Source organism: Pirellulales bacterium, assembly GCA_035499655.1.
Classification (GTDB): Bacteria; Planctomycetota; Planctomycetia; order Pirellulales; family JADZDJ01; genus DATJYL01.
In genome coordinates this window covers 1-15,776 of the sequence record DATJYL010000169.1, presented here as the reverse complement: position 1 = coordinate 15,776, position 15,776 = coordinate 1, and the positions used below count along the sequence as shown (strand labels likewise).

The 15,776-nt window shown below is 53.7% G+C and carries 5 protein-coding genes; all 5 read right to left on the bottom strand.

Annotated elements, in window-relative coordinates; all coding sequences use genetic code 11:
• Positions 1–69: 69 nt before the first annotated feature.
• The 5 genes from VMJ32_12095 to VMJ32_12075 all read right to left on the bottom strand — a co-directional run bounded on the left by VMJ32_12095 (position 70) and on the right by VMJ32_12075 (position 15,220).
• The gene (locus tag VMJ32_12095; protein ID HTQ39760.1) at positions 70–2,013 is read right to left on the bottom strand and encodes an alpha-L-fucosidase; all 1,944 of its coding nucleotides are present in this window, start codon (positions 2,011–2,013) and stop codon (positions 70–72) included.
• Between the two features lie 75 nt (positions 2,014–2,088).
• Positions 2,089–3,246, bottom strand: a complete 1,158-nt coding sequence (locus tag VMJ32_12090; protein HTQ39759.1) for a DUF1559 domain-containing protein — start codon at positions 3,244–3,246, stop codon at positions 2,089–2,091.
• 155 nt (positions 3,247–3,401) lie between these two features.
• Positions 3,402–10,568, bottom strand: coding sequence for an autotransporter-associated beta strand repeat-containing protein (locus tag VMJ32_12085; protein HTQ39758.1), 7,167 nt, complete (start codon positions 10,566–10,568; stop codon positions 3,402–3,404).
• Between the two features lie 729 nt (positions 10,569–11,297).
• The gene (locus tag VMJ32_12080; protein HTQ39757.1) at positions 11,298–14,582 is read right to left on the bottom strand and encodes a tetratricopeptide repeat protein; all 3,285 of its coding nucleotides are present in this window, start codon (positions 14,580–14,582) and stop codon (positions 11,298–11,300) included.
• Between the two features lie 32 nt (positions 14,583–14,614).
• A complete protein-coding gene (locus tag VMJ32_12075; protein ID HTQ39756.1) occupies positions 14,615–15,220 on the bottom strand; it encodes a sigma-70 family RNA polymerase sigma factor in 606 nt (201 codons plus the stop codon).
• Between the last annotated feature and the right edge of the window lie 556 nt (positions 15,221–15,776).

Genomic DNA, 15,776 nt, shown 5'->3' with positions numbered 1-15,776 from the left:
CAGCATTGGCGGTCGCTGAGATCGAGAGCATGATTGCCACAATGCTACAGAGACGATAGCCGCATGTAGTCATACCGCGCCCTCAAACTTGGATTTCCCGATATCCAATAAAACCGCGGAGAGCTTCATCATAATTGATTTGGGTGACCACTCGCTAGGCTTGCTGCCGATCGGTCGGAGTCGGTACACCGCTGAGAAGAAAACTAAGCCGATTCCGAACAGAATGGCACTGGAGGGCTCAGGAACCATCAACCCCGTGCCTGAAATCCGAAAGGCAAAAGCATAATTGGGATCTGCCAAGAGACTCTCGTTGGGAAGATTGATGGTCAATGCGGACGAACCTTGAGTAAACGAAACGGGGCCGTACCCAAGCAAATAGACGCCGGTAATGGAACTCCCGGGAATGTCGCTCTTACCCAGCGATTGGATCGTGGCCGTCGAGCCACTGGTGGGCCAACCCATCATAATTGCATACAGAGAGCCGGGACCTGTGGTGAAGCGAAAATCCGAACTGGTGTGCGCACCGGAACTGGTGCTACCTTCCGCAAAACTGATCCAAGGATGTGTGCCATAAATCGCTTCGCCGTTGACGGCCAGCCAATTGCCGATACCCGTCAAGACGGTTTGCTCGTCTGTGGGAATTGTTCCATCTGGCTTGGGTGCAATATTAAGGAGCATCGTCCCATTGAGCGCTGTGATATGTACCAGATCATGGACAAACGTCGCGGTATTCGTATTGAAACCGCTGTTGCTTCCCCCGAGCACATTGTACCCCCAGGTCGTGCCGTTCGTCAGCGTTTGCTCCACTTGAAAGGGAATGGCCTGAATTGAAGTCGGAATTGTCTTTTCATAGTCTTCGGTTGCCCCGCCTAAATAGGCATCACTTTTTGCGGTGATCGTCACCTGCGGGCTTCCAGACCAGGTAAGTGCCTGATTGTAATAGTAGGCCGCAACCTTTTCCTTGAGGGGATCAAGCACCCGCGGATTCACTCCGTTATCGAAATAGATCAAGTCGGGATGATAATCGTTGATCAGTTCGACATTTCGTGCATACCAATCATCCAAGAAATGCGTCAGCGCATCGTTGCCATCGGTGTAGGTTTTAAGATCGGGTCGATAGAAGTCCTGTCGGTTGAGTACGTGAGTGACGTTGCTGCTGTCTGTGTAGCTAATGGTGCCGCCAAAGTCATTCGGCTCGGTCAGATTCCCCCCTGTATGCACGATACCGGGGCCGACAGGGCCCTGATTTGGATCCGCGGTGTTGACTACCTGGGCAATAAAATCGTAGTTCTCCATCTCGTGGTTTTGCACGCCGAACTTTAATCCCGCAGCGTGCACCGCCGTGGATAACTCGCCAACTAGATCTTGGTGGGGCCCAAAGTTGACCGTATTAAATGGCGTGACTTGACTGTTCCACAGCGCAAAGCCATCGTGGTGTTCCGCGGTCATGGTCACGTATTTAGCGCCGGATGCTTTGAACAATGTTGCCCAGGCAGTGGGATCAAAATTGTCGGCCGTGAAGGGTTCATAGGGACTGCCCGCAGCCGCGTAAGCTGCCGCCCCGGTGGCATTCGGTCCGAGGTTGGGATTTAACACGTCGAGGTAACCGAACGTATCGCGAGTCCCAAAATTCGTTGTGAATTGATTGCTGATTGAGCTGTTGGCTCCGTAGATGTATTTTTCATCCCATTCATTGTGTGTCGCCGTCGAAGAGTACAGCCCCCAGTGCATCATGATTCCAAACTTGGCATCTGACAGCCACTGGGGAACGTCGTTTTGCTGGAGCGAGTTCCAGTTGGGCTGATACACAGCATCAGTCGGTATGGGAGCGCTGAGGGCAATAGCGGCAGTTACTTCGGCATCGGTCGCGTTTGGTGCATTTTGAGCAACGCTGACGCGAGGGAGAAAAATGACGCCTGGACCAATTATCGCAATGACGATCGCCAATCCAACGTTGCCTTTACCAGTTCGCATCTTCCCGCGCCTCCTCAGAGCAAGCAACTCGGTGCTCATCGGCAGTATGCTACAATTTGCTGAGATTCATCGCTGCATTTCAAAGTCGACCACTAATCTAAGATGCTGGCAACCTTAAAAATCTGGCTCCACGGCTTGACCATCGGCGCGATTTGCCAGCAACTGATGGACACGTTTCTTTTCGGCGGGTTGATTGGTCGCTTGGCTTGGATCGGCGAGTCCGGGGGCCGAATCGATTGTGTAGGGAACGGCATGGACCGAACCATCACAATACACCATGTTGAATGTCTGGGTATGTGCGCCTCCCCAGCAGTTTCCATCAAAGACACCCGGCTGATCTCGTTTGGGAGGCTGATATGCGGCGACGTAAACGTCGTTGTCCCAGCCGACCCAGGCCCATTCATTGTCTGACGCGTCAAGCCCTGATTCGTAGAGGTCGCTCCGCATGTACTTTTCACCAGCCATATACGTGTGGCTTGTGCCGTCTGTAATGTCCTTGATTCGGACCATGCTAAACATATACGAGACGCCTGTGGCATTTAGGATCTTGATTGGCTTATAGCCTGCCGGAAACGGATTGCTGCTCGGAGCAGTACTGGCGGGGAGAGCATTGCCATTTTTGTCGGTATACGTTTGGGTGGCGCCGTTGCTGTCGATATATTGAATGGTCCATTGATCGCCGCAGTTGGCACTATAATCAGAACGGACCACATTCTTAGGCTCCGTTGCGCCGGCTGTGTTTTTGATATTGCTGAAGATCGCTGCGGGCGTGCCGGGGGGGTCGATCGGAAACAATGTCAAAGATCGTCGGCTGGGACACAAGAACACAGGCACAGGAGTCGACATGGCTTGCGCTAAAGCATTCGCTTTGGCCGTTCCAGACATGCCCTTGCCCAAATCATGCACGACCTTCTGTTCCAAATAAGGCAAAATGTTGTAAGCCCAACCTCCAGGCTGAAGCCAAGTAAATCCGGAGTCTGGATCACCGGTCCATTGATAGGACCAGCCGCCAGTGGGCAAAAACCGTTGTGCATCGTTATGGGTTAACCAGGCCAACCCGATTTGTTTTAGATTGTTCTTGCATTGCGATAGACGGGCCGCTTCCCGTGCTGCTTGAATCGCCGGTAACAACAACGCAATTAAAATACCGATAATCGCAATTACTACGAGAAGTTCCACGAGAGTGAAACCAGATAGCTTTGGTTTTGCGTTCACACTTTTTGCATCCGTCCGCAGACTTCCTTGTGCTTGGTCTGGGTCAAGAAGACACATTTAACCTCTCCTTCATGAACTACGGCTCAAATATTACGCCGAGCCCGCCGGTTTGGGGGGGGAAGAACTCCGGCTGGGCTCGGCGTTGCTGATGCGCTGTCTGCTGCCTTCCCTGCATCCGTGGATGACAGCAAGTCTTTTGTGGTCCCTTCTTATTATTGTTTTTTGTTGCGCGTTTTTACGATTTGGCAGCGACCGATTAGAATTAAGCCGCCCATCACGAGCAGAATACAACTTTCAGGTTCCGGAACTCCCGCTGTATTACCGCCCCCGGAGTGAAGCAGGCTAATCAAACCCTGGACGTCGGCAACTGATATCACACCATCGTGATTGGTATCAAAAATATCGAGCATGTCGAAGGAGTCAAAACTGTGGCTGGATTGATACAGGCTCAAGTTCGTTAAGGCACTTTCCATTGCCACAATGTCCGCTGCATCGACGTGAGAGTTCTGTGTGACATCGCCTAGCAGCAATTGAGTGGTCAAGGCGGGAACCACTTCTCCCGGGTTTGCACTGGAGTAAACGGCACCCGTCAAGTAGCCTGTAAAATGAATGTCCGCCAGTTGTGTGGAATTCAGACCGGAAGAATTGGCGCCAACGATTAACTGATCGGTATCTGAAGCGCTTCCCGTAACCGGAGTGCCGTTCCAATTGCTCACTCGCAAAAATGGGCTGCCGGTCCAAATACCGTTGCTGTTGGCGAATTTAACGATTGAAGAGCCATTGCCTAAATCGATCGCAGAATTGGCAGTCAACTTGAGCGTGGCACTGGTTCCCGTAAAGTCTTCGCTATTGCCGCTCGTACCCAGCGTTCCGCCAGACAATATGACCTGCGTCGTGGTACTGATCTGATTGCCCTGGGTTAGCAGTAAGGTGCCTTGGTTAATGGTCGTCGTACCGGAGTAAGCCTGCGTAGCGGACAAGGATGCAGTGCCCGTACCTGTTTTGACAAGGCTGGCGGGGCCAGTGATTTGGGCATTGGTGAATCCGCCGTTGACAACCGTTCCTTGATTGATTGTTACTGTCTGACTGTTACTGACCGTGGCGATGCTCGGCACCTGAGAGATGCCGTCGGTATTCGCGATCAAGTTACCCGCGTTCAGCAAGATGTTTCCGCTGTAGCCGGAATTGTTCCCGGTCAACGTCAAACTTCCGGCACCAACTTTCGTAATTGGAGCGGAGCCAGTCAAATTACCCGCGATGACGATATTATGTGCTGTCGGGCTGACTTGGCCGTCGTCTGCTTCAATCGTTAAGCCGCCGCTTGCCGGAGTGCCCACAGTGACGGCGACTCCCGGCGACATTGACCAATCGGCGGTGGCATATAGCGTGCCGTTGTCCAACTCGACCGTTCCTGTAGTTGTCGATCCTGTTGGAACAGTAAGGCCACCAGCGCCCACGTACAATTTGGCACTGGTCGTGTCACCGCTTCCATCCAACAAGACATAGCCGGTTCCCGTGCTGGCGCCGGTGGTTCCAAAGGAAATTCCATAGACATTCGCGGAACCACCCCAAACTAAGAATTCACCGTTATTAACAGCACCGTTGACGGCCGAAAGAACCACGCCGCTGGTGGTGTCCGTCGAAGTGAACGAACCAGAGGTAATTGACAAAATGCTATAGCGGCCGGAGCCGGGAGAGGCCACGTCGCCAATCAACACAGGCCCGCCAACCGTCAAGCTGCCCCCGTCAACTCGAGCGCTGGCCGATGAATTGCCCGAGCCAAGCAACAAGGAACCGGCGATATTTGCCGTGCTTCCCGTCACAACCAAGCCACTCGTCGATGAAACCGCAGCAGCGCCGCTGGCCGAAGTTATTTGTGTCGTGTAGGGATTACTACGTTGAATCGTGATGCTAGCGGCTGAGAACGGACCGTTTTCGACCTTAATCAAACTGCCATCGGTTCCATTCGAGGTGATCGTTAGTCCGCCATTGAATGCCGCTGAGCCGCTGACCAAATCGAACGTACCTGTATCGGGTCCCAGAGTAGAACCCAACGCGGCAGTCAGCGAACCGCCGTTCACGATCAACTTGGAGTTGCCGCCGACCGTGACGGACCCGGCATTGGTAATCGACCCGGTCGAGTTGATTTGCAGCGTGCCAGAACCATTGACAGTCGTGCTCACGTAGTTGTTGGCGGCAGTCAGCTGCATCAGGCCGGTGCCGGTTTTGGTGAGCGAACCGCTGACAAAATTGGCTGATGCTGTTGCCACAGCGGTGGCGTTGGCAGACATGGTAATGGTAGTGCCGGCTATGTTCGTAATCGTTGTTCCGGCCGGCACATTTGGGTTACCCGTAATTAATTGGCCGATAAACAATCCCGTGGCATTGTCAACTGTGGCGGTATTTGCCGTTCCGCCGGTGGTGTTCGTCGTTAAATTGGCCGAAATCGTAGCCGGAGAAGATAGTGAACCGGTATAGGTCGTGGGTTGGTTGTTGGCGCCCACGGTCAGTGTCAATGGGACGCCATTTGAGGCTAGCGTTAAGTTTTGGCTTCCCTTAAGTCCCCCCAAGGTTGCCGCCGTTAACGTCCCAAAGCTAATTGTGCCGCCTTGGTTGTTGTAATTCAGCGTGCTGCCTTGGAGCGCCGCGCTGTTTCCCAGCGTCAAAGTGCCACCATTAAGAACAGTATCGCCGCCGAAGGAATTCGTGCCGTTTAACGTGGGGGTTCCGCCCGTCACAGTCAACGTTCCTGTGGATCCGCTGATGTTCCCATTCACTGCGAACGTGGGATTTGTGTTGTACAGCACCAAAGCGCCATTGTTGACAATATTGCCCGCGACCGAACCGGCGGTTGTGTTGTCACCCAATTGCAATGTGCCATTGCTGATGGTCGTATTTCCGGTATAAGAACTGTTGCCGGTCAATTTCAACGTGCCGTTGCCTTGCTTGGTGAGTGCGCCTGTGCCGACACCCGTCTGACTGACGGAGCCCGACAGAGTCATGGTGTTGGCCTGCGTGTCGACGATCAATGCGGCCCCGCCAGTAATCACCGCGTTATTGGCCAGCGACAAACCTGCAGCACCGGATTGCAAGGTTGCAGTTCCCGTGACAGCCAAGTTTCCGGCAGCCAAGGCGGTATTGTTGCCGACCTGAATGGCGCCGCTTTGCAGTGTGGTGCCCGTGCTACCGGCCGTTGGTCCGTAACTGTTGGCGGTACCTAGTACTAAGGTGCCTGAACCAGACTTCGTGACCGTGCCGGCGCCTTGAACAGCTCCTGATACGGTCAGAGTGTCGCTACTGCCGGCAACGTTCACTTGCGTGGAGCCGTTCAACGTCACGCCGGCGGTAATCGCCTGTGTGCCTGCGATCGAAACCGTCGCCGGGAGGGCGCCGTTGTCGATAATCAAGCTGCCGCCGCTTCCCGCTTGAATGGTGTACGATTCTCCATTGGGATTGCTCATGGTCAGCGTACCGACGGTTTTACTTCCATTCAGGCTGATTATGCGGGAAAGATTGGTGTGCGTAGAGGCATCACCGGCAAAGATCGCCGTCGCTCCCTGAGCATTAGGAAGGGAACCAGCGACCGGAGTGGTGGACCAATTCCCGGTCGAATCCCAGCCAGAACTGCCATCGGTAATCCATTTGCCTGTAATCGTCGGCGTACCAGTAATGTCTAAGGTGATGGCGCTACCAGTATCATGGAACGTGTACGAAAGGCCGCTCACCGGGTTAGCGACCGAGAGGATCGAGTTGAGGGCGCCACCCAACGTATCCGTACCGGTGTAGTTGATCAGTTGCAAACCTGTCGCGTCTGTCGTGTAACCATTGAGAGTTCCCACGGCGTACAAATTGAACTTGCCGCCGTTGATCGTCAGGCCGCCTGATCCCTGGACGATGATCTTGTCATTGCCGGACGGGACACCCAACGTGTCGGCAAATTCGTAGTCATAAATCGAGCCAGTGGCCATGTTCAGGCCGCCAGAAATTGTAAGCGTGCCAACGCTAGAACCCGGCGCGATGTGACTGCCCGGATTGACTCCGACCTGCCCGGACGTGTTAACCGAACCTGTAACCGTGCCATTGCCAGCCAATGTCTGAGTGGGACCCAATGCAATGGTGCTGTTGGTCAAACCCGTAACATCAAGGAAGGCACTGGCGGCAATCGTGATTTTGGAAGTGGATGGAATGCTATTGGTGGAAGCGGACGTGGGGACTAGCGCAAGTGTACCACCGCTGACCGTGGTTGTTCCGGAATAGGTGTTGCTCGGATTGGTCAATTGCCAAACGTTTGTGCTGGCTCCAGACTTAACGACACTGACCGTGCCGCCGGCGCCATCCAGAATTTGTCCGGCAAACTGGTTGTTGATTCCCGACCCGCTCGTGCCGGTGAAGGTTAGCGTTCGATTTGCGGCGCTGCCTGCCAAGGCACTGTCCGCAACCACTGGGGCGGTATTGCTAAAAACTAATGCGCCGGCGCCGGAGGCATCCAATCCGCCTCCGTTAGTCGTAAGTGTGAATGAGCGATCAGTGGTAGCTCCGGTTCCAGTGTATTGTAAAGTGCCGCCGTCCAGGACCAGTGCAGGAGCGGCATAGCTGGAAGCGCCAATGCCGCTGGCGCTGTTGCCGGTCGCTAAATACGGTGTGCTTAAAATGCCGCCGCTAATGATCGTTGCTCCTCCATAGTTGTTTGTGCTGCCACTGAGAATCAAAGTTCCTGAGCCGGTCTTGACCAAGGGACCAAATTGGTTGGTGACAGCAGTGCTCACTAGGCCGTCGATCTGCAACGTAGTGCCCGGGTCTACGTTGAAGGTACCGCCGCCGCCGCCAATGGTCACGGCACGATCGTTGGTGCCGGCGGTGCCGTTAAATAGCCCAAACGAAGTGCCACCCGTGGCCTCCAACGTACCGCCGTTGAGTGCCACCGCGGCGCCGATGGTTTGATTACCAAGATTTCCATTGGAACTGATCGCCAAAGTACCGCCGTTGACGTACGTCACGCCCGTGTAGCTGTTCGGGGCGGTAAGCGTCAATTTTCCGGCGCCGGCTTTGGTAAGCGCCGTGGCGCTGGTATTGTCGGCAATGGTTGAATTGATGGTTAAATTCGTGGACGTGGACGAAGTGGCGCCGAGCTGCTGGACAATCAAGCTTGAGCTGGCAGCGCCTTCGAGCGTACCGTTATTGATCGAATAGTCGTTCGATCCGCTAAACAACAAGCCGCCACCAGACAACACCAAAGTGTTTCCGGAGCCGAGATCCAAAGTCTGGCCGCTGCCCGTGGACGCGGCCTTGAGCGTATAGGTGCTAGTTGTGGAACTCGCGGGCGTAATGGCGCCGCTGCCGGAGACGATTGAATTATTTGTGTCCGTGCCGCTACCGCTAGTGTTCAGCGCTGTGTAGCCCGCAGGCGCCAATCCCGAAAGCGTATAGTTTGTGCCCGAAGTGGTCGTGGTGGTTGCCCAATCAGTCCCGTAAGTAATACGCGGACTATAAATGCCATTCACCAGGGTTGCGTTGGTCGAAGTGGTCGTAATCGTCACACTTCCGCTGCCAATGGAAGCCGAAGCCGGCTGGATATTCAGCGCGCCACCCAAAGTGGTGGCAGTCAAGGTTCCCATCGTGAGCGTGGTTCCCGTGCCTCCATTGGGATCGACAATTAGCACGCCGCCGCCGGCATTCTCGGTCACGTTGGCCACGGTCTGCGTGGTTGCGCCTGAACTCTTTCCCGTAAACAGCATGGTGCCGCCGCCAAAAGCAAGTTGTGAATTCACTGGCACGAAGCCAGTAGGCAGTGCGGTCTCGTCAAATTTGAGCACACCACCGTTGGCAGAATAAACATCGACGGTGGTGGTTCCGGAAGGCGTTGGGTACGCGATTCCGCTGGCATCGGTCAGCGACAGCGAGCCGACGCCAACTTTAGTGATGCTCAAAGCATTAAAATAAGTTGTGCCTGCACCGCTGCCGGACCCGTAACCAAGTTCATCAGCATACACGTTGTTCCCATTGGCGCTTCCAATAATATAAATTGCATTTTGTGTGGTCGTGGCGGTTACCGTGGTGGAAGTGGAATTGAGAAATGCCTGCGCCAAAGTGGTTTGGCCAGCTGACCCCGCGACACCACCCAAAACCCAGGTTCGGCTGGCGCCGTTAGTATACAGGCCGCCGTTGGCGGAAGCGGACGTTTTGGTATTGAAGTCAATCGTCGTAAACGGAGCGGAAATGGTCCCAGTGTTGCGGATGCCAAAGGATGTCGTGCCGACATTGGTCCCGCTGCCGGCCCCCCACTCAATTGTGCCGCCGTAGTTGGCAAAGATCGCCGTTGATGGGTTATTGAAGTTGCTTGTCCCAGAATTAAAATTCAAAATTCCATTTCCGATAATTACGCCTGCGAAATTAGCACCAGAAAATGAAGCCGTAGCGCCCGCGGTAAATCCCGAACCAGAATACACGGAGTAGAAAATATCGCTGCTGGCTAATGTTTGATTCGAAGTGACGATGGACCCCGCATTCATAATAAAGCTATTGGTACCGGCAACAGCCCCATTGACGGTCAACACGCCACCATTGTTAACGGTGTAGGTGCCGCCGCTGGTGGTCGCTACGCCAATCGTTGCCACGCCGCCGTTGACCGTACCCCCGGCGAGCGACGATTGGGTAACGTTGGTGAAATTGAGCGCGCCAGCATTCAGCGTAAAGCTGCTAAAGCCTGTGGGCGTGGTGACATTCATGGTTCCGGCATTGACGGTGAGGTTACCGGAGATGTTTTCGGGAACTGTGTAAGTGGTGCTGACCGTTCCGGCAACTGTCGCGGCCTGGGAAAGAGTAATGGTGGTGCCGCTAATCGCGGTGATGGTGGTGCCGGCAGGGATGTCGGCGTTGTTGTAAATCGTCTCTCCCACAAACAGACCCGCGGCGCTGGCGACCGTGGCAGTGGTGGGAGTTACCAAATTTGTGGTGGTGTTGGTGGCTGTAGCGCCGCCCAGGTTCAGTGTTCCGGCCCCGGCCTTAATCAGGCCCTGAGAACCATTGATAATCATTTGCAGCGTGGCGGTTTGATTATTGACCGTGATCGTCGGCGTTCCGGAGGAAGTTTGCAGCGTGAGGATGTTATTGGGAACATCGGTGGTCAAACCGGTCGCTGTCGATGGATCGATGATCCAGTTGAAGTTCGGGGTAGTGTCGCCGAAGACCATGGACCCAAGCGTATACGGGCCGTTGAAGATTACGGTGTTGTTCGCCGTAATATCGAGCGTGCTGAAATCCGCCGTGGCGCCGACACCGCTGGCGATATTGCCGCTTTGCCAATTGCCCGAGACGTTCCAAAGTCCGCCGGTCGCGGCATCAATCCAGGTGCCATTGGTCTGTGCCCATCCCACAGACACGGATAGAAGAATTGCTGTAACGATTGCAGTTAGGAAGGCACGATAACTCAAAGCACGTAGACTCATGATTTGCTCCCCGTGAACGGTACGTTGGATACAGACCTAGGATCAACGACCAGCAATATCCCACGCTTCCAAGCGATGCATTCTGTGCAGTTGAGCATCGCTTAGACGCCTTACACTCCCAAGAAGATTAGTTCCCCTCGTCCCGGCCCTGTTCAGACTAGCGATAACCGTCAATTTCTAACCCATCGAACACTGGATTCGTCCGATCGCAATCAATTTGCTCTTGGGTTGTTAACCGCCTTTGATATGCACGGCTAAGGGAGTTCGCCCTGCCTTGGCTAACGATCAGCCGTATAGCGGAATCCCCCGACAAGAGATAACGTTCTAACTTAGTCAGAGAGAGCGTTGTGACCATGCTTTAGCTTAAGCATCTCATGCGCATTCTTGCGTTTTTGGCGGATACGCCCACAATTGGGTCATAATGACTCTGCGCGTCAGGGACTTAAATTGCTTGGCGATACGACACCTCTCCAGGTCGAAATTGCATTGTTCAATCCCGACCCAGAGAAGACCGGAATTTGCCGTCCGGCCCTGAGGCTAAACTGTTCATCGAGTTGACGCCATTGTCATAGAGTGGAAGGCGTCGAAGACAATTAGAAGCACACCAGCGATCAGGCTGAGATGATGCCCAGGAGAGATTGCAGCGCAGCAAAGCAAGCGGCACTATTTTAGTGCCGATGCGTCAGCTAGAGGCATACGGATTCCTTGTCGCTGTTCCAGAAGCGCATTGAGAGAATTCCAAATCTCGTGGCAAGCGTGCTGCTCCTCCGCGGTCAACTTGGCGAGTTCGCTCGAATCGCGCAAAACGGCTAGTTGTGGATCTGCTAAGCACCTAACGAGGTATCGGTGAGCAAGCAATTGGGTTGCCGCCGTATCGGAGTTCATTGCAAACTCCCAATAGACAAGGCTGTCATGCAGCCATTCTCGCGCCTGATTGCGCCACTGCAGGCGATCTTCTGCGCCTAGCTTTTCGGAGTCTTCCCCAGGCTTGCTTCCTGCTTGTGCTGCAGCGCAAGCGGCGAGATAGCGATTGCGCATTCCAGGCTCATCGACGATTTGCGGATGATCGGCCAGGGCCTTGGCGTACAGCCGAGCCGCCGCCACGTATTGATGTTTGAGGTAACAAAGTTCGGCATAGAGCATGGTTTCGGAGCGATCGCGAGGTTGGTAAACGCCTTCTGCGACTGCGGACACTCGAGACTCCAGTGCCAGAAAGCTTTGAGAGCGATCCAGGCGAATTCTCATGCGGTCAAAAGCTGCATCATCATTGCTAGGAATACTAAGTCCCCGGCGGCTGATATCACATGCGTTCTCAAAATCGCCATCGAAGCAATAAGCCTCTCCTAAAGCGTCATAAATCCGAGTCAAAGCGGGCTTCAGGAAAAGTGCCTGAGAATATTCGTCGATCGCTTGGCTGATCGAGCGCTTGCAAAAATAGGCATCGCCCAAGTTGTAATGTGGCTTGATGTATCCAGGATTGACGCAAATGGATTGACGAAATTGCGTGATGGCATCGTCCAAACGTCCTGCCGAAAACAGCGCACGCCCCTTATCGTCGTAGGCTTGAGACAACTCTGGATTAAGTCGGATCGCTTCATTGTAGTGTGCTATCGCGTCATTCAACTGATATTTTCTCTGATAGGCATTCCCTAGGACATAATGTCCCCAATCATAGTCGGGGTCGATCTTAAGCGCGCATTCAAACTGCTCAATAGCATCATCGCATCGGTTCTCCGCCAAGAGCAGGCTTCCTAAGTCGACATAGGCCCAGGCATCGTTAGGGTCCATTTGGATCGCCTGCCTATACGTTTGAATGGCTTCGTCCATTCGGCCTTGCCAGCGCAGCGCATTTCCTAGGTTGTTATATACTGCAGGTGTCCCAGGACGAATCGCCAGTGCCGCTTGAAAAAACCTGGCCGCATCTGGAGACTTTTTTTTATTGAGCATCATACCCAGCTCATAGTTGGCCCAAAAATCAGCGGGAAATTGCTCTTGGATTTGCTTTAGAAAATGCGTGGCATCACCTCCGCCCGAATAAACTCGCTCGCCAAGTGCGACTAACAAGGGTACAGAATTCTCGCCGTCTGGCACCGAGCGAATTAAGGCTAATTGCGCTTCACGATCGCTCCAAGTAGTTGGATCGCGGACGAGGTCGCGCCATGGATCAGGATCCACACGTCGGGCCACGGTCATCAAGCAAATCTGCCGTTTGCGGTCGACTAAACACGCAGCCCAATCGTCCAATGCCGCCAAGAGCGCTGTGCATGCCGGTGACGCTTTAATGTTTGCGGCCAGCAGGTCTGGGTCCGAGTGAAAGACGTCTAACCCAGTCTCCTTAAAAGCAGCCTCATACTCCTTAGCTGCACGAGCATTGTTAAAGGGTCCCAATATGACGTCTGCACGATTTAGCCGAATCTGTGCGATTCGTGCGGAGAGTGCGTGTGCGCGCCGGGCGGCGTCTAATTGGTCAAACCAGCGGCGCAATTCAATCGGGCCGTCACTCCCCAGACGATCTCGCACGCGTTCCAGTCGAAGATTTGCTTGTGACCAGTCGGCTTGTTGCTGTAAATGGGTCACGATGCGCAAGTCCTCGTCCAGTTGGTGGACACGTTCCGCTTGTCGCCATTCGGATCGGACGCAAGCTGCGGCGATTGCAACCATTACCAGCAAGCCCGCAATAAATATTCCCGCATGAACAGGTTTCCGCCGCCCCCACCGGAGAAGCCGATGCATGGGCCCGATGGGACGCGCAGCGATTGGCTGATGTCTTCGAAACCTAGTCAGATCTGCCGCAAGGGCCTCAGCGGACGAGTAGCGCAGCTGTGGATTTTTTTCCAAGCATTTTGCACAAATCGTTTCGAGGTCGCGTGGAACTTTGGGCACCAATCTGGCAATTGGGACGGCCTCATGATGAACCACCTGGAGCAATGTATCGATTGCTGTCGCGCCTTGAAACGGTGGTCTGCCTGCGAGCAACTCGTAAAGGATCGCGCCTAAAGAGTAGATATCGGCAGCCGTTCCCGGCGCGTCTGAGCTTCCGCTGCGGCGAACCTGCTCTGGTGCGACATACGACGGAGTTCCCAGAATTGCGCCAGGCTGCGTCGTCAGTGCGCTCGCGCAGTTCGTACCTGGCAGCATCTTGGCGAGACCAAAATCCGCAATTTTAATCTCATAGTCAAATGCCTCAATTTCTCTGCCCAAATGAGCAGGCTGCGTGTTCTCAGTGCGCGATTTGTTCCCAATCAGAATATTTGAGGGCTTAAGGTCACGGTGCACAACGCCATTTTGGTGCGCAAAATACACCGCTTTAGCCAAGCACTCAACGATTGCTGCGGATTCCTGCGGAGCCTGAGGCATTCCTCTGGTCCATTGGGCCAGATTTTGTCCTTCGACGAACTCAAGGCACAGGTACCGGAAGCCAGATTGCTCGCCGGCATCATACACTTCAACGATATTCGGATGCCGCAAGCGAGCGATGGCTAGCGCTTCGATTTGAAATCGCTGACGGTCATCGCACGACAAAAGGTCCGGCAAAATAACCTTCAGTGCGACCAGTCGATTTAGGCAAAGCTGATGTGCTTTGTAAACTTTGGCCGCGGCGCCAGAGCCAAGTTCTCCAAGGATTTCAAACCCCGCAATCGATGGAAGCTCCTTTTTCTGGGCACCAGACCCTGCACTGTTTGCCTCCTCACTCCAACCTGAAAGAGCATCTTGTGCCATTTGCTCGAACCTATCATTGCTTCGTGTACTCTCGGCAAAACTTGAACCGATTGCCGCCGACCGAAGTTGCGGCAGGTTAATACCTGCAGAGCTGTTTGTAGATTCTTCGAGCCGGATTTGGCAACTCGGGCATATTTCAACATGAGCTTCGATTGACGAACGCTCCGCGATTGGCAATGCTTCAAATATCAAAAGCTCAAGCGTCGCTCCTGAGGGACATGAATTCATAGATGTACCCGCTCTTTAGCTTTCGGCATTTATTACCGATGGACCTGCTCCAGCTCTTTTACCACTTGAGTAAGCATGCGTTGCACTTTGAATCGAGCTACAAATACCGTTCCAACCTTCATGCTGAGTTGTTGAGCAGTTTCTGCTCCCGATTTTCCGTCGATGGCTAGTAAGTAAAATGCGTCCCACGTTCGCGGTTCTACCCGCAGTCGCACACGCGCTATGGCTTCTCGGAGCAGTTCTTCGTCTACCGCATCGTTGATACGTCGTTGAAGGTCGTCCCGAGCTTCGATTGTGAGGATTCGATTGTATACAACTTCGTCGCCGCTTCCTTGTCCAGCCCTACTTTGTTTATTCAGATAGTTCAGCCACGCGTGGCGAGTAAGTGTTTTCAGCCAAGCGCGAAAGCAGCTGTTGGGATTGTAATGGAATCTGCGTAGCCGCTTGACGAGATCAGACAAGACGCTTTGCGTCACATCGAGCGCATCGGCATCCTGCAATCCCCAAGCGCGCGACCACGCGTAAATCTTACGGCTATAGCAGGCAGCAAATTCTTTCCAAGCGGCAGGGTCGGTCGGTGCGTTCCGGAGACGGTTTAATAAACTGACACGCGTGCGTGAATCTTTCGTGCAATGCATCGCTATCACTCGCCTCCCGCAGGAAATGCCTCCTGCTGTGGAACTAAACGCTAATCTGTGATCGGCGCGTCGATTTTAAAAAGAAGATCCATGGTTGGCAAATTTCGCTGTTTGGCATGCCTGACTATAACACAGATTGAATGATTGTCGTTTTCACCAAACAATGCTGGTGTTGCTCAGTATCCCTTGTCTAAAACTCGATGAGCAATTTGCGAAAAATCTTTGCTATTAACAAGATACAGTCGGATTGATCCCTCGACAGAGCAAGGATTTTTCAATCTTGAACTGTCAGGTAGTCAACTGGACGCATCCATTTCGGCAGCCGCTGGCACCCGCGATTCTTGTTCACGTCATGGGATTTCCCAAAAAATTTCCCCGCGCGCTGTAAAGTCCAACGGCCTCAGCCCCTACTAACCTACGGTGGTGCGCGCCCTGCTACCCAGTAAACGCGCCAGTTAATTCCGAACGCCCTGATCCCGATTTACAAGCCCTTAACGCAATCGGTTGCGATTTAGGGGCATCAAAATTCACGTGTTATTTGTTCGGATGTTACAAG